Annotated in this window: 20 protein-coding genes, 4 tRNA genes and 1 other RNA gene; 17 read left to right on the top strand and 8 right to left on the bottom strand. The window is 60.2% G+C overall.

Annotation, left to right across the window (positions count from 1 at the left end; translation table 11 throughout):
- The first annotated feature begins 10 nt into the window (after nt 1–10).
- The 7 genes from wecG to GKN89_RS16335 all read left to right on the top strand — a co-directional run bounded on the left by wecG (nt 11) and on the right by GKN89_RS16335 (nt 3,307).
- Nucleotides 11–751 (top strand): lipopolysaccharide N-acetylmannosaminouronosyltransferase, encoded by a 741-nt coding sequence (gene wecG / locus GKN89_RS16365; RefSeq protein ID WP_154747369.1) that lies wholly within the window; start codon nt 11–13, stop codon nt 749–751.
- Between the two features lie 364 nt (nt 752–1,115).
- Nucleotides 1,116–2,519: an amino acid permease gene (locus tag GKN89_RS16360; RefSeq protein ID WP_019452551.1), complete on the top strand. Its 1,404-nt coding sequence runs from the start codon at nt 1,116–1,118 to the stop codon at nt 2,517–2,519.
- A gap of 135 nt (nt 2,520–2,654) precedes the next feature.
- A tRNA-Arg gene (locus GKN89_RS16355) sits at nt 2,655–2,731 on the top strand.
- Between the two features lie 60 nt (nt 2,732–2,791).
- A tRNA-His gene (locus GKN89_RS16350) sits at nt 2,792–2,867 on the top strand.
- A gap of 41 nt (nt 2,868–2,908) precedes the next feature.
- Nucleotides 2,909–2,995 (top strand) — tRNA-Leu (locus GKN89_RS16345).
- A gap of 74 nt (nt 2,996–3,069) precedes the next feature.
- Nucleotides 3,070–3,146 (top strand) — tRNA-Pro (locus GKN89_RS16340).
- Nucleotides 3,147–3,178: 32 nt separating this feature from the next.
- A non-coding RNA gene (locus tag GKN89_RS16335) (RtT sRNA) lies at nt 3,179–3,307 on the top strand.
- Nucleotides 3,308–4,013: 706 nt separating this feature from the next.
- On the opposite strand, the gene hemY is transcribed toward GKN89_RS16335, so the two are convergent.
- Genes hemY through hemC form a run of 4 tightly spaced genes read right to left on the bottom strand, consistent with a single transcriptional unit; the run spans nt 4,014 to nt 8,039 of the window.
- Nucleotides 4,014–5,210: a protoheme IX biogenesis protein HemY gene (hemY, locus tag GKN89_RS16330; RefSeq protein ID WP_154747368.1), complete on the bottom strand. Its 1,197-nt coding sequence runs from the start codon at nt 5,208–5,210 to the stop codon at nt 4,014–4,016.
- Nucleotides 5,211–5,213: 3 nt separating this feature from the next.
- Nucleotides 5,214–6,338 (bottom strand): uroporphyrinogen-III C-methyltransferase, encoded by a 1,125-nt coding sequence (gene hemX, locus GKN89_RS16325; protein WP_063918208.1) that lies wholly within the window; start codon nt 6,336–6,338, stop codon nt 5,214–5,216.
- Nucleotides 6,339–6,360: 22 nt separating this feature from the next.
- The gene (hemD, locus tag GKN89_RS16320; protein WP_154747367.1) at nt 6,361–7,101 is read right to left on the bottom strand and encodes a uroporphyrinogen-III synthase; all 741 of its coding nucleotides are present in this window, start codon (nt 7,099–7,101) and stop codon (nt 6,361–6,363) included.
- Complete coding sequence (gene hemC, locus GKN89_RS16315; RefSeq protein ID WP_063918206.1) at nt 7,098–8,039, bottom strand: hydroxymethylbilane synthase; 942 nt, start codon at nt 8,037–8,039, stop codon at nt 7,098–7,100. The genes hemD and hemC overlap by 4 nt, the downstream gene beginning before the upstream one ends.
- Before the next feature lie 316 nt (nt 8,040–8,355).
- Between hemC and GKN89_RS16310 the strand changes: the two genes are divergently transcribed.
- Complete coding sequence (locus tag GKN89_RS16310) at nt 8,356–10,908, top strand: class I adenylate cyclase (protein ID WP_154747366.1); 2,553 nt, start codon at nt 8,356–8,358, stop codon at nt 10,906–10,908.
- A 36-nt stretch (nt 10,909–10,944) separates the two neighbouring features.
- Here GKN89_RS16310 and cyaY read toward each other — a convergent pair whose 3' ends face one another.
- Nucleotides 10,945–11,265 carry an iron donor protein CyaY gene (cyaY, locus tag GKN89_RS16305; RefSeq protein WP_019452545.1) on the bottom strand — a complete coding sequence of 107 codons (321 nt, stop codon included), beginning with the start codon at nt 11,263–11,265 and terminating at the stop codon, nt 10,945–10,947.
- 78 nt (nt 11,266–11,343) lie between these two features.
- Between cyaY and GKN89_RS16300 the strand changes: the two genes are divergently transcribed.
- The 6 genes from GKN89_RS16300 (at nt 11,344) to uvrD (ending at nt 17,021) form a co-directional block, all read left to right on the top strand.
- Nucleotides 11,344–11,550, top strand: a complete 207-nt coding sequence (locus GKN89_RS16300) for a lipoprotein (protein WP_019452544.1) — start codon at nt 11,344–11,346, stop codon at nt 11,548–11,550.
- 71 nt (nt 11,551–11,621) lie between these two features.
- Nucleotides 11,622–12,446: a diaminopimelate epimerase gene (gene dapF / locus GKN89_RS16295; protein WP_004934244.1), complete on the top strand. Its 825-nt coding sequence runs from the start codon at nt 11,622–11,624 to the stop codon at nt 12,444–12,446.
- A complete protein-coding gene (locus tag GKN89_RS16290) occupies nt 12,443–13,156 on the top strand; it encodes a DUF484 domain-containing protein (protein ID WP_019452542.1) in 714 nt (237 codons plus the stop codon). Before dapF ends, GKN89_RS16290 begins: the two co-directional genes overlap by 4 nt.
- Nucleotides 13,153–14,064: a tyrosine recombinase XerC gene (xerC, locus tag GKN89_RS16285; protein WP_019452541.1), complete on the top strand. Its 912-nt coding sequence runs from the start codon at nt 13,153–13,155 to the stop codon at nt 14,062–14,064. Before GKN89_RS16290 ends, xerC begins: the two co-directional genes overlap by 4 nt.
- On the top strand, nt 14,064–14,780 hold the full coding sequence (yigB, locus tag GKN89_RS16280; RefSeq protein WP_154747365.1) for a 5-amino-6-(5-phospho-D-ribitylamino)uracil phosphatase YigB: 717 nt from the start codon (nt 14,064–14,066) through the stop codon (nt 14,778–14,780). The genes xerC and yigB overlap by 1 nt, the downstream gene beginning before the upstream one ends.
- 78 nt (nt 14,781–14,858) lie before the next feature.
- Nucleotides 14,859–17,021 (top strand): DNA helicase II, encoded by a 2,163-nt coding sequence (gene uvrD, locus GKN89_RS16275; protein WP_019452539.1) that lies wholly within the window; start codon nt 14,859–14,861, stop codon nt 17,019–17,021.
- 45 nt (nt 17,022–17,066) lie between these two features.
- Here the strand turns inward: uvrD and GKN89_RS16270 are convergent, their stop codons facing one another.
- Nucleotides 17,067–17,540: a WbuC family cupin fold metalloprotein gene (locus GKN89_RS16270; RefSeq protein ID WP_025160392.1), complete on the bottom strand. Its 474-nt coding sequence runs from the start codon at nt 17,538–17,540 to the stop codon at nt 17,067–17,069.
- A 455-nt stretch (nt 17,541–17,995) separates the two neighbouring features.
- Between GKN89_RS16270 and corA the strand changes: the two genes are divergently transcribed.
- Nucleotides 17,996–18,946 carry a magnesium/cobalt transporter CorA gene (corA, locus tag GKN89_RS16265; protein WP_004934262.1) on the top strand — a complete coding sequence of 317 codons (951 nt, stop codon included), beginning with the start codon at nt 17,996–17,998 and terminating at the stop codon, nt 18,944–18,946.
- Between the two features lie 16 nt (nt 18,947–18,962).
- Here corA and rarD read toward each other — a convergent pair whose 3' ends face one another.
- Together rarD and GKN89_RS16255 are read right to left on the bottom strand one after the other, a co-directional pair.
- The gene (gene rarD / locus GKN89_RS16260; protein ID WP_019452537.1) at nt 18,963–19,850 is read right to left on the bottom strand and encodes an EamA family transporter RarD; all 888 of its coding nucleotides are present in this window, start codon (nt 19,848–19,850) and stop codon (nt 18,963–18,965) included.
- A gap of 66 nt (nt 19,851–19,916) precedes the next feature.
- Nucleotides 19,917–20,387: a thioesterase family protein gene (locus tag GKN89_RS16255; RefSeq protein WP_019452536.1), complete on the bottom strand. Its 471-nt coding sequence runs from the start codon at nt 20,385–20,387 to the stop codon at nt 19,917–19,919.
- Between the two features lie 199 nt (nt 20,388–20,586).
- Here GKN89_RS16255 and recQ point away from each other — a divergent pair, with 199 nt between their 5' ends.
- Nucleotides 20,587–22,419: an ATP-dependent DNA helicase RecQ gene (gene recQ / locus GKN89_RS16250; RefSeq protein WP_025160391.1), complete on the top strand. Its 1,833-nt coding sequence runs from the start codon at nt 20,587–20,589 to the stop codon at nt 22,417–22,419.
- Nucleotides 22,420–22,431: 12 nt separating this feature from the next.
- A complete protein-coding gene (gene rhtC / locus GKN89_RS16245; RefSeq protein ID WP_004934276.1) occupies nt 22,432–23,052 on the top strand; it encodes a threonine export protein RhtC in 621 nt (206 codons plus the stop codon).
- The last annotated feature ends 9 nt before the right edge of the window (nt 23,053–23,061 follow it).

The following is a 23,061-nucleotide window of genomic DNA, read 5'->3' as shown; positions in this document are numbered from 1 at the left end:
AATGAGAACGATGGAAGCAAAGATTTCGGTGCCGCAGTACGAGCTGCGCGGTTTCAGCCTGTGGGGCTTTCGCGATATGGCGCACTGCATGGACTTTTTGTTCGACGGCGGCCGGGTAAAGCAGGGCACGCTGGTAGCGATGAACGCGGAAAAGATCCTGAAGGCGGAAGAGGACCAGGCGCTGCATGCGTTGCTGGATGAGGCGGAGTACAAGTACGCCGATGGCATCAGCATGGTGCGTTCGATCCGCCGCAAATACCCGGCGGCGGAGGTTTCGCGCGTCGCGGGCGCCGATCTTTGGGAAGCCTTGATGCAGCGCGCCGGGCAGGAAGGCACGCCGGTCTTTCTGGTCGGCGGCAAGCGGGAAGTCCTGGTGGAAACCGAGCAGAAGCTGCGCAGCCAGTGGAATGTCAACCTGGTGGGCAGCCAGGACGGCTATTTCAAGCCGGAGCAGCGAGAGGCGCTGTTCGAGCGTATTCGCGCCAGCGGCGCCGCCATTGTGACGGTAGCGATGGGATCGCCGAAGCAGGAGATTCTGATGCGCGATTGCCGCAAGGTGCATCCGCAGGCGCTGTACATGGGCGTAGGCGGCACCTATGACGTGTTTACCGGGCACGTGAAGCGTGCGCCCAAGGTCTGGCAGAACCTCGGCCTGGAGTGGCTCTACCGCCTGCTCAGCCAGCCCAGCCGCATCGGCCGGCAGTTGAAGCTGTTGAAGTTTGTCGGCTACTACTACCGCGGCAAGATGTAACCCCTCATTCGGGGCGGAAAGTGTTGTCCCGCCCCGGTCTGCTATACCAATAATCTGTTTTTGCCCATTTCTCCCGCATATCTATAACCCCCGGCCCTAAACGTCGCCGCATTTATTCCATAAAGTTTTAAATTGCGGTTTGCTTATAGCGGCGAAATGCGAAACGATACCGCCCGGAAATTATCCCTGGCCGCTGCGCCTGTTGCGCCAGCGCTGAACGATGTTCTTCTCACGGTAACTTCGCTCCGACTACCCGTTGATGCCAACCCGATCGGCAGGGGATGATTTATTCTTTTAATAATGACAATAACGACCGGCAGCGGCCGGCAGGCAAACACAACCCGAGAAAAATTATTGAGGATTTATGGCACACAAAGAGAAACCGCAAGGGCTACACCGGGGCCTTGAGGCCCGGCATATCGAGCTTATCGCTCTGGGGGGCACCATCGGTGTCGGCCTGTTTATGGGGTCGGCCAGTACGCTGAAGTGGGCGGGGCCATCGGTGCTGCTGGCTTACATCATCGCCGGGCTGTTCGTGTTCTTCATTATGCGTTCGATGGGGGAAATGCTGTTCCTCGAGCCGGTCGCCGGGTCGTTCGCCGTTTACGCGCATAAATACATGAATCCCTATTTCGGCTATCTGACCGCCTGGGGCTATTGGTTTATGTGGATCGCCGTCGGCATTTCGGAGATCACCGCCATTGGGGTGTATGTGCAGTTCTGGTTCCCCGAAATACCGCAGTGGGTGCCGGCGCTGATCGCCGTGGCGATGGTGGCGCTGGCCAACCTGGCGGCGGTGCGCCTGTACGGTGAGCTGGAGTTCTGGTTCGCCATGATCAAGGTCACCACCATCATCGTGATGATTCTGGTGGGGCTGGGGGTGATCTTCTTCGGTTTCGGCAACGGCGGTGAACCCGTTGGTTTCGCTAATCTGACGGCGCACGGCGGCTTCTTCGCCGGCGGCTGGAAAGGCTTCCTGTTTGCGCTGTGCATCGTAGTGGCGTCCTATCAGGGGGTAGAGCTGGTGGGCATCACCGCCGGGGAAGCCAAGAATCCTCAGGTGACGCTGAAACGCGCGATCAACAATATCCTGTGGCGTATCCTGATCTTCTATGTCGGCGCCATCTTCGTCATCGTTACCATCTTCCCGTGGAACGGCATCGGCACCACCGGTAGCCCGTTCGTACTGACCTTCGCCAAGATTGGCATCGTCGCCGCCGCCGGCATCATCAACTTCGTGGTGTTGACCGCCGCGCTCTCCGGCTGCAACAGCGGCATGTACAGCGGCGGCCGCATGCTGTACGCCCTGGCCAAGAACCGCCAGCTGCCAGCGGCGTTGACCAAGCTTTCCGCCAGCGGCGTGCCGGTCAACTGCATCGCCGTCACCATCGGCTGCCTGTTGGTGGGATCCGCGCTGAACTACATCATCCCTAATCCGGAGCAGGTGTTCGTCTACGTCTATAGCGCCAGCGTACTGCCGGGCATGGTGCCGTGGTTCGTGGTGCTAATTAGCCAACTCTATTTCCGCCGCGCCCACAAGGAAGCGATCAAAAACCACAGCTTCAAGTCGATCATGTTCCCGTATGTGAACTATCTGACCATCGCTTTTCTGGTGTGCGTGCTGGTCGGTATGGGAATCAACCCGGATACGCGGATTTCCCTGCTGGTCGGGGCGATTTTCTTAGCCGGCGTCAGCCTGTGCTACTTCGCTTTCGGCATGCACAAGAAACATCATCCGGCTGAAAATCGGGTAGAAACGCGCCAATAAACGGTGAAAAGGGGCTACGGAGTGCGCTTTTGTGCGTGGGAGTGAGCAAAGCGTAATCAAACGCAACATTTCTGCGAAAAAGCACTAGACAGAATTGGCGTAAATCCGTAGTATCCCCTCCCGCAACGGCGCTACGCGCCCGTAGCTCAGCTGGATAGAGCGCTGCCCTCCGGAGGCAGAGGTCTCAGGTTCGAATCCTGTCGGGCGCGCCATTAAGTTTGTGCGCAGGAGCTGCGGTGGTAATATTACCGCGTGAGTAAGAAGTAGTAATGGTGGCTATAGCTCAGTTGGTAGAGCCCTGGATTGTGATTCCAGTTGTCGTGGGTTCGAGTCCCATTAGCCACCCCACTTCCTAACGAAGTGAAGATTTAGCAGTATTTTGTGACAGTGCGAAGGTGGCGGAATTGGTAGACGCGCTAGCTTCAGGTGTTAGTGTCCTTACGGACGTGAGGGTTCAAGTCCCTCTCTTCGCACCACGCAAAATATCTGATAAATATAAGATTTATATGGACAATGGTCTGATAAATCGGGTAGTATGAGCAACACAAATCGGCGAGTAGCGCAGCTTGGTAGCGCAACTGGTTTGGGACCAGTGGGTCGGAGGTTCGAATCCTCTCTCGCCGACCACTTTCAAAGAAACCGACGCAAGTCGGTTTTTTTACGTCTGTAGTTTATGAGGATGAGTACCTCCGCAGGAGGTTCGCGCCTCGCGAAGCGAGACAACGTTGCTTTAGCAACGGCCCACAGGGCGCGCATCCAAGATGCACGTAATCCTCTCTCGCCGAACGCTTTCAAAGAAACCGACGCAAGTCGGTTTTTTTACGTCTGCAGTTTATGAGGATGAGCTTATGCTCAGCATGGCGAGACGAACAATGAGCAGCCTGTGCAACCCTGTGCGGGTTTTTTGCCGGTCTGGAGTTGGCGCCTTGTTTATACCGGCAAGCCTGTTGGTTTTCAGCGACAGTATCGCCTGATGCTGTCGTCAGTTTGAGACAAATAATCAATTGATTTTAAACAACATAATCAGCTTTGGCTTAAGTCGTCGTTGCGAGGCGACATCTTCAGATCGGCCGTCGGTATGGAACGAAGGGTGCGGCACATGACGAGGAAGGCGGAGTTAAATAAAAAATAGATATATTTCAATGTATTGGATTCTATTTTTTATGGGTGGTCGCTTGAATCTAAAAGTTGGCACGGCAAGTGCAATATCTACAGCGTAGATGCTCATTCCATCTCTTATGTTCGCCTTAGGCTTCATAAACCCTGGGAATGACGCAGAGCCGATTTAGGGTGCCTATCGCCCACGAGAACGATGACTAACCCGTCATCACGCTCAGGGCAGAACGTTGAGTGAGGCACCGCCCCTGTTGTCCTAGACCTGATTGCTTCTTTATACACTTGCCCTACGGCAAGTGTTTTTTTTGCGCTTCAGCCAGCTCGCGGGCAAAAAAAAGCGCGGCATCGGGGCCGCGCTTCTCTCAACCGAACGGGGCGTTACTCGCCGCCGTTCTGTTTCAGCGTTAACATCAGCCCTTCACGCCGCATCTGCGCCGCTTCATCCGAACGATGCAGTTTCTCCAGCGTATCGGCCAACCAGGCGTAATCATAGGCGTCCGGGCGCTGCTTCAACGCTTCGCGGAAGGCGTCGGCCGCCTGCTGCCATTCGCCGTGCTTCATCAGCAACTGCCCCAGCGTGCTGTTCAACAGCGGCGTCGCGCCGTGTTGTTTCATCTGCTGGCGCAGCGCTCTCTCCAACTGCTCGGGATTGCCGGACTTCAGCCGCGGCAGCAACAGCACCAGACGCTCGTCGTATTGGCGCTTCAGGCTGTCGAGCACAATTTCCTGCGCCAGTTCATGGTCGTTGCATTCGATCAGGTGCTCCACCATCGCGATTTGCAGCGGCACTTCGTGACGCGTCTTGCGGCTCTGATCTTTCCACCAGCGCTTCAGGCCTTCGCTGCCTTCGTCCGCCATCGCCTGATTCATCAGCCCGATGTAAGCCTGTTGCTGCAGGGCCTGCAGCTGCTCTTCGCTATGCAGTTCGATTTTACGCATCGACGGCAGCACTTCCAGCAGCGACGCATAGGCGCCGGTGCGCAGATAGGCTTGTTCCGCCAGGCGCAGCACTTCCGGATGGCGCGGAGCCTGGTTCAGCAGACGATCGACGCCGTGGCGCGCGGCGTGGTTCTCGCCCTGCGCCAGCTGAATGCGAACCCGGGTGATATCCACCGGCAGCTGATCGGTGTCGGCGGCTTCGGCGGCGCGTTCCAGATACTGGTTGGTGCGGAAGTCATCGCCGCGTTGCTGCGCGGCCTCGGCGGCCAGCAGATAGTTCACCACCGGCTGTTCGGCGTGGTCGGCGTTGCGCGTCATCAGCTTTTCAACCTGCTTGTAGTCGCCTTCCGCCAGTTTGATCAGCGCGGCTTTGGTTTGCTGGCGCGCGCGGGTGCGCTTGCGGCCGATAAACCAACCGCGCGTGCGGGCGCCGGTACGGAAAATTCGGCGCAGGATCCACTCGAGCGCCAACAGCACCACGAACAGCAGCACCAGCATGATCACCAGGCCGGTGACGCTGGTTTCAATATTGTAATTATCGGTCTGGATCAGCACATAGCCTTGATGCCCGGCCAGCATCGGCCCGAGCACCACGCTGGCGATCACCACCAGAAACAGAAATAGCACGCGTAACATGGCTTAACCCTCCTGGTGAACGGCAGGGGACTGGGTCATCAGGTTGCGCACCCGGGTCTGCATCACTTTTTCCAGCAGCGGCTGGCTTTTCAGCTGATCCGGCACGTCCATCGAGATCGACTGTTGGCTCAGGTTATCCAGCTCTTCAAGGAAGGCCTTGGTCGCCGGGTCGGTGGTGTCGAAATAGGCGCGCACCCAGGTAGAGACGGTTTCCAGCGATTGCTTGTAGGTCTCGTTCTGGTGACGCGGAATGGCCTGTGCCGCCACCAGCAGGCGCGAACGGATGTTTTCGCGCAGATAGATGTCCTGGTTCGGCGCCAGCAGCGGCTCGGCGCTGGTGTCACGGCGGCGGATGGTGATGAAGTCGGCCATGAAATTGCGCCAGCTCTTGGCCAGGTTCTGCCGCCATTCGCCGATCGAGCCGGAGAGCTCGTTGCTGTTTTGATCCATCGGCGCTTCGTCGGTGTCGTTGTCCGCCAGGCGCAGGTTATCCACCTGATTGGACAGCTGATTAACCTTGAGGATGATGCCGTCGTAATCGACCTGGGTCAGGGTTGAAAGCGTACCGATGTCTTCGGTAATGGCGCGACGCACGTCGAGCAGGCTCGGATCGTTCATGTCCGCCAGGCTGGCGTCGGCGCTTTTCAGCAGCGCGGCGGCGCTGGTCACGTCCTGATCGCTCCACAGTTTGCGGCCGGCCATTTTCACCAGGAAATCGGCCTGAGCCAGCAGCCAGGTTTTGGCGTCGCTGCCGGAGATGGTCGCCACTTTTTCCTGCAGCTCGCTCAGCTGGCGCGCCAGGTTCGCCTGCTCGCGATCGGCGGCGTCCAGGGTTTTACCCTGCTGTTGCAGCAGGCCTTCCAGCGCGTTTCTTTCCTGCTGCTGGCTCTGCTTCACGCCTTCGAGCTGCTGCTGCAGCGCCTGGTTGGCGGCGATCAGCTGTTGCGCCTGCTTGTGCGTGTGGTAATAGCCGCCCGCGCCGAGGGCGATGACCAGCACGATAGCGATCGCGCCGAGCACCGGGCCGGTATTCTTGCCTTTGCGGCTGGCAGCGGCTGGCTGCTGGGAGCTCTCAACCGCGGTGGTTGGCTCTTCAACCGGGGCGGATGGGGTATTTTGTTCCGTCATAGTGGCACATCCCATAGTCAGATTATTGTAGCGCGCGGATCAGCGCGTCATTATCGGCGTTGTCAGCTACCCGAATCGTACGCCAGCCCAATTCCCGGGCGAGGGTAGCCAGGCGTTCGCTCACTACTACCAGGCGGCAACGCAGCAGCCATGAAGAACGATAGTAATCAGGAACTAAAGTATAGAGCTGTTGTAACATTTCACCGCTGGTCACCACCAGCGTATCCACACCGGCGCGCTGCCAGTGGGCGCTTTGCTCGCTGCCGTCGTAGTGCACCGGGCTGCGTTGATAACATTCATAATAGCTGACGTCGGCGCCGCGCTCGCTCAGCGTCGAGCCCAACAGTTCGCGGCCGCCGTTGCCGCGCAAAATCAGCGCGCGTTTGCCCGCCAGCTTTTGCAACGCCGGCAGCAGCAGCAGCGTTTCGCTGATTTCGCGTTCGCGCGGGTACTCCACCGGCAAACTGCTGATGCGATGCAGTGCCAGCCCGGTGGTGCGGCCGATGGCGTAATAAGCCAGGTGAGCGGGCCAGCTCAACCCGGCGCGGCCAATGACCGAATCGGCATAGTTCACCGAATGTTGCGACAGCACGAACACCAGATCGCCGGCGCTAAGCTGCTGCAACGCCTGCGGCAGCTGCGGCAGATCGCCGCCGGGGGCGAAGTCGATCAGCGGTGCATGATAGGCAACCCGGCCTAGCGCGCGCAGCCGGCTCACCAGCAGCTCTCCCGAAGGCGATGGGCGGGTTACCAGAATGGTCATGCCGGCGGATTTCCCTGATAAACTTCGCGCAGGATCTCGCGTGCGCCGCGCGCCAGCAGCTCTTCCGCCAGCTCAACGCCCATCCGTTCGGCCTCGGCGGCCGGGCCGCGGCGCTCGCCGCGCACCATCTGGCTGCCGTCCGGCGCGCCGACCAGCGCGCGCAGCCACAGGCTGTCGCCATCCAGTTCGGCATAGCTGCCGATCGGTACCTGGCAGCCGCCTTCCAGACGGGTGTTCATCGCCCGTTCGGCGCGCACGCGGGTTTCGGTGGCCGCATGGTTCAGCGGCGCCAGCAGCGCGCGGGTGACGCTGTCGTCGAGACGGCATTCGATGCCGACCGCACCCTGGCCGACCGCCGGCAGGCACTCTTCGGCGCTCAGCGGGCTGCGGATGCGTTGCTCCAGCCCCAGGCGCTTCAGGCCGGCCACCGCCAGAATAATCGCGTCGTAGTCGCCGTTGTCCAGCTTGGCCAGGCGCGTGCCGACGTTGCCGCGCAGGTCGCGCACGACAAGATCCGGGCGGCGTTCACGCAGCTGACACTGGCGGCGCAGGCTGGAAGTGCCGACCACGCTGCCCTGTGGCAGTTGATCGAGCGAGGCGAAACGATTGGAAACAAAAGCGTCACGCGGATCTTCGCGCTCGCAGATGGTGGTCAAACCGAGGCCGGCGGGGAAGTCGACCGGCACGTCTTTCATCGAGTGCACGGCGATGTCGGCACGGCCTTCCAGCAGCGCCAGTTCGAGTTCTTTAACAAACAGGCCCTTACCGCCGACTTTCGCCAACGGCGTATCCAGAATAACGTCGCCGCGCGTCACCATCGGCACCAACTCGACCTGCAGGCCGGGATGGCTGGCCATCAGACGTTGCTGCACATAATGTGCTTGCCAAAGTGCAAGCGGGCTTTGTCGGGTGGCAATTCGAATAATTTTGTCTAACATGCTTGTTACCGTTTTTATATTTCGCCATCCATCCTACCACTGAGAGCCAATACTGTCAGTGCAAGAAGCCGGAGGCGGAAAAAGGACAACGGAATCAAAGGGACGTGTGATGTGCTTTGGGGCAGTTAACACTGCGGGTAAATCGTTTAGGGAAGCGCTACAATAATTGTGAAGCGTTACCTCCTTTACGGTCAATCAGCAAGGTGTTAAATTGATCACGTTTCCAGCAATAAGTCGCCAAATATTCTTCTTACACTAACGGCGCTTATGGAATACGGGTTTTTTTCTAAACACCGGGATAATCAGGCGAGACGTCTTGTACCTCTACATCGAGACATTGAAGCAGAGACTGGATGCGATCAATCAGCTACGCGTCGATCGCGCCCTGGCGGCTATGAAGCCCGCGTTTCAACGGGTATACAGTCTGCTGCCCACCTTACTGCACCACCACCACCCGCTGATGCCGGGTTACCTGAACGGTAACGTTCCCCACGGCATTTGCCTCTACACGCCTGATGAAACTCAACAAGATTACCTGAACGATTTAGAAGACAAATGGGGCAGCCCGTTTGATAAGCCGGCCAGCGGCGAGCTGCCGATCACTGGCGTCTACTCGATGGGCAGCACCTCGTCTATCGGCCAAAGCTGCAGCTCGGATCTCGACATCTGGGTCTGCCACCAGTCCTGGCTGGACAACGAAGAACGCACCCGCCTGCAGCAAAAATGCAGCCTGCTTGAGAAGTGGGCCGCCTCGATGGGGGTGGAAGTCAGCTTCTTCCTGATCGACGAAAATCGTTTCCGCCACAATGAAAGCGGCAGCCTGGGCGGCGAAGACTGCGGCTCGACGCAGCATATTCTGTTGCTCGACGAATTCTACCGCACCGCCGTGCGCCTGGCCGGCAAACGCATCCTGTGGAACATGGTGCCGAGCGAAGAAGAAGCGCACTACGATGAATACGTGCTGTCGCTGTACGCGCAGGGCGCGCTGACGCCCAACGAGTGGCTGGATCTCGGCGGCTTGAGCTCGCTGTCGGCGGAAGAGTACTTCGGCGCCAGCCTGTGGCAGCTGTACAAGAGCATCGATTCGCCTTACAAGGCGGTGCTGAAGACCCTGCTGCTGGAAGCCTATTCCTGGGAATACCCCAATACCCAACTGCTGGCGACGGACATCAAACATCGTCTGCACCAGGGCGAGATCGTCAGCTTCGGGCTCGACGCCTACTGCATGATGCTCGAACGCGTCACCCGCTATCTGACCGACATCAATGACACTACCCGCCTCGATCTGGTCCGCCGCTGTTTCTACCTGAAAGTGTGTGAAAAGCTGTCGCTGGCCAAGGCCTGCGTCGGCTGGCGGCGCGAGATCCTCAGCCAGTTGGTCAGCGAGTGGGGCTGGAGCGAAGAGCGTCTGGCGATGCTGGACAACCGCGCCAACTGGAAAATCGAACGGGTGCGCGAAGCGCATAACGAATTGCTCGACGCGATGATGCAGAGCTACCGCAACCTGATCCGTTTCGCCCGCCGCAACAATCTCAGCGTCAGCGCCAGCCCGCAGGATATCGGCGTGCTGACCCGCAAACTGTACGCGGCGTTTGAAGCGTTGCCCGGCAAGGTGACGCTGGTGAACCCGCAGATCTCGCCGGATCTGTCGGAAAACGATTTAACCTTTATTCACGTGCCGGTTGGCCGAGCCAACCGCACCGGCTGGTACCTGTATAATCAGGCGCCGGCCATGGATTCGATCGTCAGCCATCAGCCGCTGGAATATAACCGCTACCTGAACAAGCTGGTGGCCTGGGCCTATTTCAACGGCCTGCTGACGCCGCAGACCCGCCTGCACATCAAGAGCGGCAACCTGTGCGACACCGCCAAGCTGCAGGAGCTGGTGGCCGACGTTTCTCATCACTTCCCGCTGCGCCTGCCGGCGCCGACGCCGAAAGCGCTGTACAGCCCGTGCGAAATTCGCCATCTGGCGATCATCGTCAATCTGGAAAACGATCCGACCGCCGCGTTCCGCAATCAGGTGGTGCACTTCGATTTCCGCAAGCTGGACGTGTTCAGCTTCGGCCAGCAGCAACAGTGTTTGGTGGGCAGCATCGATCTGCTGTATCGCAACTCCTGGAACGAAGTGCGTACCCTGCATTTCAGCGGCGAGCAGTCGGTGCTGGAAGCGTTGAAGACCATTCTCGGCAAGATGCACCAGGATGCCGCGCCGCCGGAGTCGGTGGAAGTGTTCTGCTACAGTCAGCACCTGCGCGGCCTGATCCGCACTCGCATCCAGCAGTTGGTGTCGGAGTGCATCGAGCTGCGCCTGTCCAGCACCCGGCTGGAACCCGGCCGCTTCAAGGCGGTGCGCGTCGCCGGGCAGACCTGGGGGCTGTTCTTCGAACGTCTGAGCGTATCGGTGCAAAAGCTGGAGAACGCGGTGGAGTTTTACGGCGCCATCTCCAACAACAAGCTGCACGGCCTGTCTATCAAGGTGGAAACCGATCAGGTGCATCTGCCGCCGGTGGTGGACGGTTTCGCCAGTGAGGGGATCATTCAGTTCTTCTTCGAAGACACCTCAGACGACAAGGGCTTCAACATCTATATTCTGGATGAGTCTAATCGGGTGGAGGTGTATCACCACTGCGAGGGCAGTAAAGAGGAGCTGGTGCGCGACGTCAGCCGCTTCTACTCCTCGTCGCACGATCGCTTCACCTACGGTTCCAGCTTCATCAACTTCAACCTGCCGCAGTTCTATCAGATCGTGCAGCTCGACGGGCGCACGCAGGTGATCCCGTTCCGCAGCAACGTGCTGTCCAGCCTGTGCGTGACGGTGGCCGACGGCGCCGCTCAGCCGCTCAAACAGCAGTTCCAACTGCATTGACGCCGCGAGGGCTCGGTGGCCGAGCCCTGCATTGCTTCAGGAAAAACGCAGTGCTTCGCCGGCCTGCGTGCTGGCTGCTTCGCTGAGCAGCTGATAAAACGGCTGCCCGCTGCGATCGCATAGCCAGACGCCGTCGCGGTAGTTGAAGTGATAGCCACCGGCCTTGGTGGCAAGCCACACCTGGTGCAGCGGCTCCTGGCGGTTGATGACGATCTTGGTGCCGTTTTCGAAGCTCAGCGTCATCACGCCGCCATTGGTTTCGTAATCGATGTCCGCATCGCCGTCAAAATCGTCCAGTGTCTCTTCAATATTCAGCATCAGCTGGTCGGCCAACTGGTGAAACTCGCTGTCGTTCATATTCAATTCCTATTGCTTTTCATGATCCACCTGCGATTATAGAGACCTTGGACGCATGAATTACAGGCATTAATGCAAATGAAAAAACAACTACGCTATGCGCTGATGGCAGTTCTGCTTACCGGCCTCGCCGGCTGTGGTCTGAAAGGCCCGCTTTACTTCCCACCTGCCGACTCCACTGGCCAAAAATCGGCCAAGCCGCCGGTGCAAACGGGCGATCAGGTGCAAAAGAACCAGCAGGAGCAGTCTGGCTCTCAGCAAAAACCGTCGATGGTCGATCAGTAACACCCGGTTTGCGGTGGCGAGCGCCGCCGCAAAATCAAGACGGATAGCGCGTCCAGATAGCGGAGTATGATATGCAGTTCTCCAAAATGCACGGTCTGGGCAACGACTTTATGGTGGTCGATGCCGTTACACAGAATGTCTATTTTTCACCTGAGCTGATCCGCCGGCTGGCCGATCGGCACCTGGGCGTCGGCTTTGACCAGATGCTGGTGGTAGAACCGCCTTACGATCCCGAGCTGGATTTTCACTACCGGATTTTCAACGCCGACGGCAGCGAAGTGGCCCAGTGCGGCAACGGCGCGCGCTGCTTCGCGCGCTTTGTACGGCTGAAAGGGCTGACCAACAAGCGCGATATCCGCGTCAGCACCCAAACCGGGCGTATGGTGCTCAGCGTCACCGACGACGATCTGGTGTGCGTCAATATGGGCGAGCCGAATTTCGATCCGCAGGCGGTGCCGTTCCGCGCCGCCAAAGCGGAAAAGACTTACATCATGCGCGCGGCGGAACATACCGTGCTGTGCGGCGTGGTGTCGATGGGCAACCCGCATTGTGTTTTGCAGGTGGATGATGTAAAAACCGCCAAGGTGGAGCTGCTCGGACCGGTGCTGGAAGGGCATGAGCGCTTCCCGGAACGGGCCAACATCGGCTTTATGCAGGTGGTCAGCCGCGATCACATCAAGCTGCGGGTTTATGAGCGCGGCGCCGGCGAAACCCAGGCCTGCGGCAGCGGCGCCTGCGCGGCGGTGGCGGTGGGGATCCAACAGGAATTGCTGTCAGAAGAGGTGCATGTAGAACTGCCGGGCGGCAGCCTGCATATTCGCTGGAAAGGGCCGGGCAACCCGCTGTTTATGACCGGTCCGGCAACCCATGTCTATGACGGATTTATTCATCTATGAAAAGCGTAGAAGAACAGAGCGTCGCCGGCCTGGCGCTGGATGACGACACCGTGATGCAGTATCTGCTGCAGAACCCGGATTTCTTTATTCGCAACGCGCGCCAGGTTGAGCAGATGCGCGTGCCTCACCCGGTACGCGGCACCGTTTCGCTGGTGGAATGGCATCTGGCCCGTCAACGCAATCACATCGAACGGCTGGAAGAAGAGATCACGCTGTTGATGGAGCAGGCCAGCGCCAATGAAGGGCTGTTCGCCAGGTTGCTGCACCTGCAGGCCGATCTGGCCACCGCCGACAGCCTGCAGGATATGCTGAACCGGCTGCAGCGCTGGGCGCGCGGCTTCGGTTTGGCCGGCGCTACGGTGCGTCTGTTTGCCGATCGCTGGAATATCGGCGCGCCTTCCGACTTTACCCATCTGGCGCTGACGCGCTCGGCGTTTGAGCCGTTCCGCATCCAGCGCCTGGGCAGTGAACAACACTACCTCGGCGGTCTGAACGGCCCCGAACTGCTGCTGCTGTTGCCGCAGGCCAAACAGATCGGCCAGATTGGCTCGGTGGCGCTGTCAATGCTGGGCGACGACGGCGAATTGGGCATGGTGATCTTCAGCAGTCGCGATACGCAACACTATCAGCAGGGCATGGGCACGGTGATGCTCAATCAACTGGCGCGCATGCTGCCGGAACTGCTGGAACGCTGGGTCGAACGCGCATGACGCCGATTGCGCCCAGCCTGCAGCAGCCGGTGGACGCTTTTCTGCGTTATCTCAAGGTAGAACGGCAACTCAGCCCGCTGACGCAGCTCAGCTATTCGCGCCAGCTGGCGGCGTTGATGCGCCTGGCGCAGGAGATCGGCGTCACCGACTGGACGGCGCTGGACGCCGCCCGGGTGCGCATGTTGGCGGCGCGCAGCAAACGCGCCGGCCTGCAGTCAGCCAGCCTGGCGCTGCGGCTCTCTTCGTTGCGCAGTTTTCTCGACTGGCTGGTCAGCCAGGGCGTGTTGCACGCCAACCCCGCCAAAGGCATCCGCACGCCGCGCAGCGGCCGCCATCTGCCGAAAAACATCGACGTCGATGAAATGAACCAGCTGCTGGAGATCGATCTCAACGATCCGCTGGCGGTGCGCGATCGCGCCATGCTGGAGGTGATGTACGGCGCCGGCCTGCGCCTCTCCGAGCTGGTGGGGCTGGACTGCCGCCATGTCGATATGGCCGCCGGCGAGGTGTGGGTGATGGGGAAAGGCAGCAAAGAGCGCAAATTGCCGATCGGACGCACCGCCGTCACCTGGCTGGAACACTGGCTGGCGATGCGCGATCTGTTCGGGCCGCAGGACGACGCCATGTTCCTGTCCAACCAGGGGCGACGCATCTCGACGCGCAACGTGCAAAAACGCTTCGCCGAATGGGGCGTGAAGCAGGGCGTCAACAGTCATATTCATCCGCACAAGCTGCGCCACTCGTTCGCCACCCACATGCTGGAGTCCAGCGGCGATCTGCGCGCGGTGCAAGAGCTGCTCGGCCACGCCAACCTGACCACCACGCAGATTTATACCCACCTCGACTTTCAACATCTGGCGAACGTGTACGATGCCGCACATCCGCGCGCCAAACGGGGGAAATCCTGATGCATTTTTATCGCCCGCTGCGCCCGCTGGCGGCGCTGACTTTCGATCTGGACGACACGCTGTATGACAATCGTCCGGTGATTAGGCAGACCGAACAACAGTCGGTGGCCTTCCTGCAGAATTATCACCCCGGCCTGAGCAGTTTCCAGTCGGCGGATTTTCACCGCCTGCGCCAGGAGCTGCGCGAGCAGGATCCGGAGATCTATCATGACGTCACCGAGTGGCGCTGGCGCGCCATTCATCTGGCGCTGAGCCGGCAGGGGCTGCGCGACGCCGAGGCCGCGATCGGAGCCGATGCGGCGATGCAGAACTTCGCGCTATGGCGAAGCCGCATCGAGGTGCCGGAAGCGACCCACGCCACGCTGAAGGCGCTGGCCGCGCGCTATCCGCTGGTGGCGATCACCAACGGCAACGCCGATCCGGCGCAGTGCGGCCTGGACGGTTACTTCCAGTTCGTGTTGCGCTCCGGTCCGGACGGGCGCGCCAAGCCGTATCAGGACATGTATCACCTGGCCGTCGAACGGTTGGGCGTGGCGCCCGAACAGATCCTGCACGTGGGCGACGATCTGACCACCGATGTTGCCGGCGCGCTGCGTGCGGGGCTGCAGGCCTGTTGGATCAACGATCGCCAACGGGATCTGATGCAGGTCGCCGACAGTCGCCTGTTGCCGCATATTGAGATTTCACAGTTGGCATCGCTGACAGCATTGTTATAATCCCTGCCAGAACTCTGTATAAATTTCCAGTGAAAAACCCGTCGCCGGCGGGTTTTCCCTTAACCATTAGTGGTGCCTATGGACGTCTCCGATCTGCTCGATAGCCTGAATGAAAAACAACGTGAAGCCGTGGCGGCGCCGCGCAGCAACCTGTTGGTTCTGGCCGGGGCGGGCAGCGGCAAGACGCGGGTGCTGGTGCATCGCATCGCCTGGCTGCTGTCGGTGGAGAACTGCTCGCCGTATTCGATCATGGCGGTGACCTTCACCAACAAGGCGGCGGCGGAAATGCGCCATCGTATCGAACATCTGATCGGCACCAGCCAGGGCGGCATGTGGATCGGCACCTTCCACGGCCTGGCGCATCGCCTGCTGCGCGCCCACCATCTGGAGGCCAACCTGCCGCAGGATTTCCAGATCCTTGACAGCGATGACCAGCTGCGGCTGCTCAAGCGCATCATCAAGGCGCTGAACGTCGACGAAAAGCAGTGGCCGCCGCGTCAGGCGATGTGGTACATCAACGGCAAGAAAGACGAAGGCCTGCGGCCGCAGCACGTCGAGACCTACAACAACCCGGTGGAGGCCACTTGGCTGCGCATCTACCAGGCCTATCAGGAAGCCTGCGATCGCGCCGGGCTGGTGGATTTCGCCGAGCTGCTGCTGCGCGCGCATGAACTGTGGCTGAATAAGCCGCATATCCTCAATCATTACCGCGAACGTTTCACCAACATACTGGTGGACGAATTCCAGGATACCAACAGCATCCAGTACGCCTGGATCCGCCTGCTGGCGGGCGGCAACAGCAACGTGATGATCGTCGGCGACGACGACCAGTCAATCTACGGCTGGCGCGGCGCGCAGGTGGAAAACATCCAGCGCTTCCTGAAGGATTTCCCCGGCGCGGAAACCATCCGCCTGGAGCAGAACTACCGTTCTACCAGCAACATTCTGAAAGCGGCCAATACCCTGATCGCCAACAACGACGGGCGCATGGGTAAAAACCTGTGGACCGAAGGCGGCGAAGGCGAACCGATCTCCATCTACTGCGCCTTCAACGAGCTCGACGAAGCGCGCTTTGTGGTCAATCGCATCAAGACCTGGCAAGACAACGGCGGCGCGTTGAACGACTGCGCCATCTTGTACCGCAGCAACGCCCAGTCGCGCGTGCTGGAAGAGGCGCTGCTGCAGACGGCGATGCCGTACCGCATCTACGGCGGCCAGCGTTTCTTCGAACGCCAGGAAATCAAGGACGCGCTGGCTTACCTGCGTCTTATCTCCAACCGCAACGATGATGCGGCCTTTGAGCGCGTGGTCAACACCCCGACGCGGGGCATCGGCGATCGCACTCTCGACGTGGTGCGCCAGGCGGCGCGCGATCGCCAGCTGACGCTGTGGCAGGCGACACGCGAGCTGATGCAGGACAAGGTGTTGGCCGGCCGCGCCGCGTCCGCGCTGCAGCGTTTTATCGAACTGGTGGAGTCGCTGGCGCATGAAACCGCCGACATGCCGCTGCATGTGCAGACCGACCGGGTGATCCGCGATTCCGGGCTGTTCATCATGTATGAGCAGGAAAAGGGTGAAAAGGGGCAGGCGCGCATCGAAAACCTTGAGGAACTGGTGACGGCGACGCGCCAGTTCAGCTATCAGGAAGAAGATCAGGATCTGATGCCGCTGCAGGCGTTCCTATCGCATGCGGCGCTGGAGGCGGGCGAAGGCCAGGCCGACGCCTATCAGGACGCGGTGCAGCTGATGACCCTGCACTCCGCCAAGGGCCTCGAGTTCCCGCTGGTGTTTATCGTCGGCATGGAAGAAGGCATGTTCCCGAGCCAGATGTCGCTGGATGAAGGCGGCCGGTTGGAAGAGGAGCGCCGCCTGGCCTATGTGGGCGTAACGCGCGCCATGCAGAAGCTGACGCTGACCTATGCCGAAACGCGCCGTCTGTACGGCAAAGAGGTGTATCACCGGCCGTCGCGCTTTATCGGCGAGCTGCCGGAAGAGTGCGTGGAAGAAGTGCGCCTGCGCGCCAGCGTATCCCGCCCGGTCAATCACCGCCGCATGGGCACGCCGATCAGCGAGAACGACACCGGCTACAAGCTGGGCCAGCGCGTGCGCCATCCCAAGTTTGGCGAAGGCACCATCGTCAATCTGGAGGGCAGCGGCGAGCACAGCCGGCTGCAGATTGCTTTCCCGGGCGAGGGCATCAAGTGGCTGGTGGCGGCCTACGCTCGCCTGGAAACGGTATAAAGAGAGAGGGAAGTTGCAGGGGCAGGCCCCTGCAATCGTTCATGATCAGTGAGGGTAGCGATCGCCGACCTGCGCGGTGGCATACCAGCGCATCACCGCTTCGGTGCCTTCGCCGCCTTCCTGCGGCGCCCATTGCATGCAGTCCTCTTCCGTCAGCGCCTGATAAGGGCCCTGCTTCACTTCGAACACCACGCCGCCGGCATCGACCGACAGCACTGCATGCCAGGTAAATGCCGGCATCTCCAGCACTTTGGTCTCTTCGCCGAGCAGGGTGCGCTGCGTCACGACGCCGTCATCGTTGAACTGCAACACGACAAAACGGCCGCGCAGCGGCGTCAGCAGTTCCCAGGTTTGCGGGTGGCGGTGCGGGCGGATATAGGTGCCGGGTTCCATGGCGATTGCCAGGCGTTGCACCGGGTCGCTCAGCTCTTCGTGTAAGGTGCGGTGCGCGCGCAGGCGGGCCACGCTGGCGGCCTGTTCGCTCATCGCGGTCAGTTCATGGGCGGTAATCTGTTTCATCATTTAAATCCGCATGCTTGTCGTACCATTAGGGTGATGTCATCTTAGCAACATTCTCGGTGGCGGTAAGCGATCGCCGCGACTTTTTCAGCACGGTTTACCCCAGGTTAAGCGCGATTTTTGCTATTGATCATCGTGATGATTTGTTGCGCAATTATCCCTCCTAACGTGTTGACAGGCTTTTTCCTCTCGGCGTAACATGCGCGCACTATTATCATTGAGGACAGACGCCTTGGACACACCCAGTAGATACTGGCTCACTGACCTGCGCCGCAGGTATAACTTCTAAGGCTCTCCGTTTTTGCTGATAGCCTTCGTGGTTGTCGGCGACCCCGCAAAGTGTCGCTATGAGTCAGATCTCTTCATGGTCTGAAACAAATCGGTGATACGTATCCCCTCTGTTTCTGTGCTTCAACGCGTTGTTCGCACCCGTTACCTTCACGGAGTTTTGGCACATGCTGAGCGCTTTTAAATTAGATAACCGCCGCTTGTCCCGCCTGGAACTGGACGACTCAGATGATCTCACTTCATCGCTGTGGGTTGATCTGGTCGAGCCGGAAGAGGGCGAGCGCGAGCGCGTGCAGAATGAGCTGGGACAAAGCCTGGCGACGCGTCCCGAGCTGGACGACATCGAAGCCTCCGCCCGTTTCTTCGAAGACGAAGACGGTCTGCATATCCACTCCTTCTTCTACTTTGAAGATGCGGAAGACCACGCCGGCAACTCCACGGTGGCGTTCACTATCCGCGACGGCCGCCTGTATACCCTGCGCGAGCGCGAACTGCCTGCGTTTCGCTTGTACCGCATGCGCGCCCGCAATCAGACCATGCTCGAAGGCAACGCCTACGAACTGCTGCTGGATCTGTTCGAAACCAAGATTGAACAGCTGGCGGACGAGATTGAGAACATCTACAGCGACCTGGAACAGCTCAGCCGGGTGATCATGGAAGGGCATCAGGGCGATGAATACGACGCCGCGTTGTCGACGCTGGCGGAACTGGAGGATATCGGCTGGAAGGTGCGTTTGTGTCTGATGGATACCCAGCGCGCGCTCAACTTCCTGGTGCGCAAGGCGCGTCTGCCGACCGGCCAGTTGGAGCAGGCGCGTGAAGTGCTGCGCGACATCGAATCCCTGCTGCCGCATAACGAATCGCTGTTCCAGAAGGTGAACTTCCTGATGCAGGCGGCGATGGGCTTCATCAATATCGAACAGAACCGCATCATCAAGATCTTCTCGGTGGTGTCGGTGGTGTTCCTGCCACCTACGCTGGTGGCCTCCAGCTACGGCATGAACTTCGAATTCATGCCGGAGCTGAAATGGTCGTTCGGCTACCCGGGGGCCATCACGCTGATGATCCTGGCCGGCCTGGCCCCTTACCTGTACTTCAAGCGCAAGAACTGGCTGTAACCCGGCGGCGCCGGGCTCAGCGCAGCTTGCGCTGGGTGTAGAGTGCGTCGAGGGTGAACAGGATCAGCGCCGCCCAGATAAAGCCGAAGGTCACCAGTTTGTCCTGGCCGACGGTTTCACCGTAGAACGTGACCGCCAGCAGGAACATCAAGGTCGGGCCGAGGTACTGGAAGAAGCCGAGCGTCGACAGACGCAGCCGGGTGGCCGCCGCGGTGAAGCACAGCAGCGGCACGGTGGTGACGATGCCGGCGGCGACCAGCAGCAGGTTCAGCGACCACGGGTTGGCGCTCAGATGGCTGGTAGGGCTGTCGGCGAACAGGAACAGGTAGGCCGCCGCCACCGGCAACAGCCACAGCGTTTCGATCAGCATGCCGGTCTGGGCGTCGATGGCGATTTTCTTGCGCAGCAGGCCGTAGAAGGCGAAGCTGAACGCCAGCCCCAGGCCGATGATCGGCAACGAGCCGAACTGCCAGAGTTGCACCAGCACTCCGGTGAACGCCAGCGCCACCGCCACCCACTGCATGCGGCGGAAACGCTCGCCGAGAAACAGCATCCCCAACAGCACGTTAACCAGCGGGTTGATGAAGTAGCCCAGGCTGGCTTCCAGCATATGGTGGTTGTTCACCGCCCAGATAAACAGCAGCCAGTTGCCGCCGATCAGCAGCGCGGTGAGCGCCAGCAGCAGCAGCCGTTTGCGGTTTTGGCAGGCGGCGCGCACTTTCGGCCAGTTGCGGCCCAGCGTGATCAGCGCCAGCATGAAGAAAAACGACCAGATGATCCGGTGAGTGAGGATCTCATCGGCGGGCACTTGCTGAATCAGTTTGAAATAGGCCGGGGCGATGCCCCACATAAAATAGGCGGCCAGGGCGAAGAAAATGCCCTGACGCGTTTGCTTTGCGTCCATGACGTCACTCTGGGTGGGAACTTAAGATGCGGTGAGTGTACTGAAGACGCTCACCGCGCACAATCATCAGCCGACCAGATAGGTGGCGGTAGCGGTGGCGATATGCAGGCCGTCGTGGTTATGAAGTTCTACGCGCGCGACGGCGACCTTATTGCCGCTGCGCAGCACGTGCGCAGTGGCGACGAAGTGCTCGCCGCGGCCGGGGCGCAGGTAATCGACGCGCAGATCGATGGTGCCCATGCGCGACAGCTTGGCAGCGATCTCTTCTTCGATCAGCGGCTCCAGGCGCGTCAGCACACCGCCGGCGCAGGCCATCCCGGCGGCGACGTCAAGCACCGCGGCGATCACGCCGCCGTGCAGAATCTCCTGCGCGGCGTTGCCTACCAGCTTGCGTTGGTTGGTAAAGCTCAGTTCGACGTAGTCATCGTCGAAACGGCGCAGTTCCAGGCCGAGCTCGCGGTTGAACGGCATGTGATAAACAAAGATTTCGCCGATCTTCTGGCGGGCGGTTTCCAGGGTGAGAGGTGTGGTCGACATAGCATGTTTCCGTTTTTCTTTTGCGTTTTAAGGGAGGTAACTGGTCAGTCCAGGTTAATGTCATGTTGATTTTATGCTTAACCTTTGTTGCTTTCCAGCCGGTTTCGGCAAAAGAGTCGCACGCGCGTCGGTGTCATGCTGAACGATATTATGTAATCATACCCGGTGGGTGTGTACCGATGAAAAAATGGGGAAGTGTGTGTCAACCGCAGCAGTGATTAACAGAGAGTTGCTGGCCGAGCAGGTATTGCGCGATACCTTCGGTTACCAGCAATTCCGTCCGGGGCAGCAAACGATTATCAATGCCGCGATCGGCGGGCAGGATTGCCTGGTGGTGATGCCGACCGGCGGCGGCAAGTCGTTGTGTTACCAAATCCCGGCGCTGGTGATGGACGGCCTGACGCTGGTCGTTTCTCCGCTGATTTCGCTGATGAAAGACCAGGTCGATCAGCTGTTGGCCTACGGCGTCTCCGCCGCCTGCTACAACTCGACGCAAACCCGCGAAGAGCAGCTGGAGGTCATGGCCGGTTGCCGCAACGGCACCATCAAGATGCTGTACATCGCGCCGGAACGGCTGATGATGGAAAGCTTCCTCAATCTGCTCGATCACTGCCCGCCGGCGATGCTGGCGGTGGATGAGGCGCACTGCATTTCGCAGTGGGGCCATGACTTCCGGCCGGAATACCGTGCGCTGGGTCAGCTGAAACAACGCTTCCCGTCGATGCCGGTGATCGCGTTGACCGCCACCGCTGACGAGGCCACGCGCGGCGACATCGTGCGCCTGCTGTCGCTGCAGGATCCGTTGGTGCAGGTCAGTAGCTTCGACCGGCCGAACATCCGCTACACGCTGGTGGAAAAATTCAAACCGCTCGATCAGTTGTGGCGCTTCGTGCAGGATCAGCGCGGCAAGAGCGGCATTATCTATTGCAACAGCCGCGCCAAGGTGGAAGACACCGCCGCGCGTCTGCAAAGCCGCGGGTTGAGCGTCGGCGCCTATCACGCCGGGCTGGACAACGATCGCCGCGCGCAGGTGCAAGAGGCGTTCCAGCGTGACGATCTGCAGGTGGTGGTGGCCACCGTCGCCTTCGGCATGGGCATCAACAAACCCAACGTGCGCTTCGTGGTGCACTTCGACATCCCGCGCAATATCGAATCCTATTATCAGGAGACCGGCCGCGCCGGGCGCGACGGCCTGCCGGCCGAAGCCATCCTGCTGTACGATCCGGCCGACATGGCCTGGCTGCGCCGCTGTCTGGAGGAGAAACCCGCCGGGCAGCAATTGGACATCGAACGCCACAAGCTGAACGCCATGGGCGCGTTCGCCGAGGCGCAAACCTGTCGTCGTCTGGTGCTGCTCAACTACTTCGGCGAAGGCAAACACGAGAACTGCGGCAACTGCGATATCTGCCTCGATCCGCCCAAGCGCTACGACGGGCTGGAGGACGCGCGTAAGGCGCTGTCCTGCGTGTATCGCGTCGGCCAGCGCTTCGGCCTGGGGTACATCGTGGAAGTGCTGCGCGGCTCCAACAACCAACGCATTCGCGAATACGGTCACGACAAGCTGCCGGTGTACGGCATCGGCCGCGATCAGACCACCGAACACTGGACCAGCGTGCTGCGTCAGCTGATCCACCTGGGCTTTATCACCCAGAACATCGCCATGCACTCGGCGCTGCAATTGACCGAGGCGGCGCGCCCGGTATTGCGTGGCGAGGTGGCGCTGCAGCTGGCGGTGCCGCGCATTCAGAGCCTGAAGTCGCGCAGCAGCGCCAACCAGAAATCCTACGGCGGCAATTACGATCGCAAGCTGTTCGCCAAGTTGCGCAAACTGCGCAAATCGATCGCCGACGAAGAAAACATTCCGCCTTACGTGGTGTTCAACGACGCCACGCTGCTGGAAATGGCCGAACAGATGCCGATCAAGGCCGGCGATCTGCTGAGCGTCAACGGCGTCGGCCAGCGCAAACTGGAGCGTTTCGGCGCGCCCTTTATGGCGATGATCCGCGACCATCTCGACAATGACGAAGACTGAGGGCGATAAATCATGCTGATGCTGTTTCTCACCGTGGCGCTGGTACATCTGATTGCGCTGATGAGCCCGGGGCCGGACTTCTTTTTCGTGTCGCAAACCGCCGCCAGCCGTTCGCGCCGTGAGGCGATGATGGGCGTGGTCGGCATTTCGCTCGGCATCGTGGTGTGGGCCGGCGTGGCCTTGATGGGGCTGCACCTGATCCTGCAGAAAATGGCCTGGCTGCATCAGATCATCATGGTCGGCGGCGGGATGTACCTGTGCTGGATGGGGTGGCAACTGCTGCGTTCCGCGCGGGCGCAGCAAGCGCAGCCGGCAGCGGAGGCCCAGGTGGCGTTGCCGAAGGCCGGACGCAGCTTTATTCGCGGCTTCCTGACCAATCTGTCCAACCCGAAAGCGGTGATCTATTTCGGCAGCGTGTTCTCGCTGTTCGTCGGCGACAGCGTCGGTGCCGGGGCGCGCTGGGGGCTGTTCCTGCTGATCGTCGCCGAGACCTTCGTCTGGTTCAGCCTGGTGGCGGTGGTGTTCGCGCTGCCGGCGATGCGCCGCGGTTATCAGCGGTTGGCCAAGTGGATCGACGGGGTGGCGGGCGTGCTGTTCACCGGCTTCGGGTTACACCTGATCTTTACCCGTTAACCGGCAGTG

Source organism: Serratia sp. YC16 (assembly GCF_009707615.1).
Lineage (GTDB): Bacteria > Pseudomonadota > Gammaproteobacteria > Enterobacterales > Enterobacteriaceae > Serratia > Serratia surfactantfaciens.
Note: the sequence above shows the minus strand (reverse complement) of the source record. Positions and strands in the feature narration are given on the sequence as shown.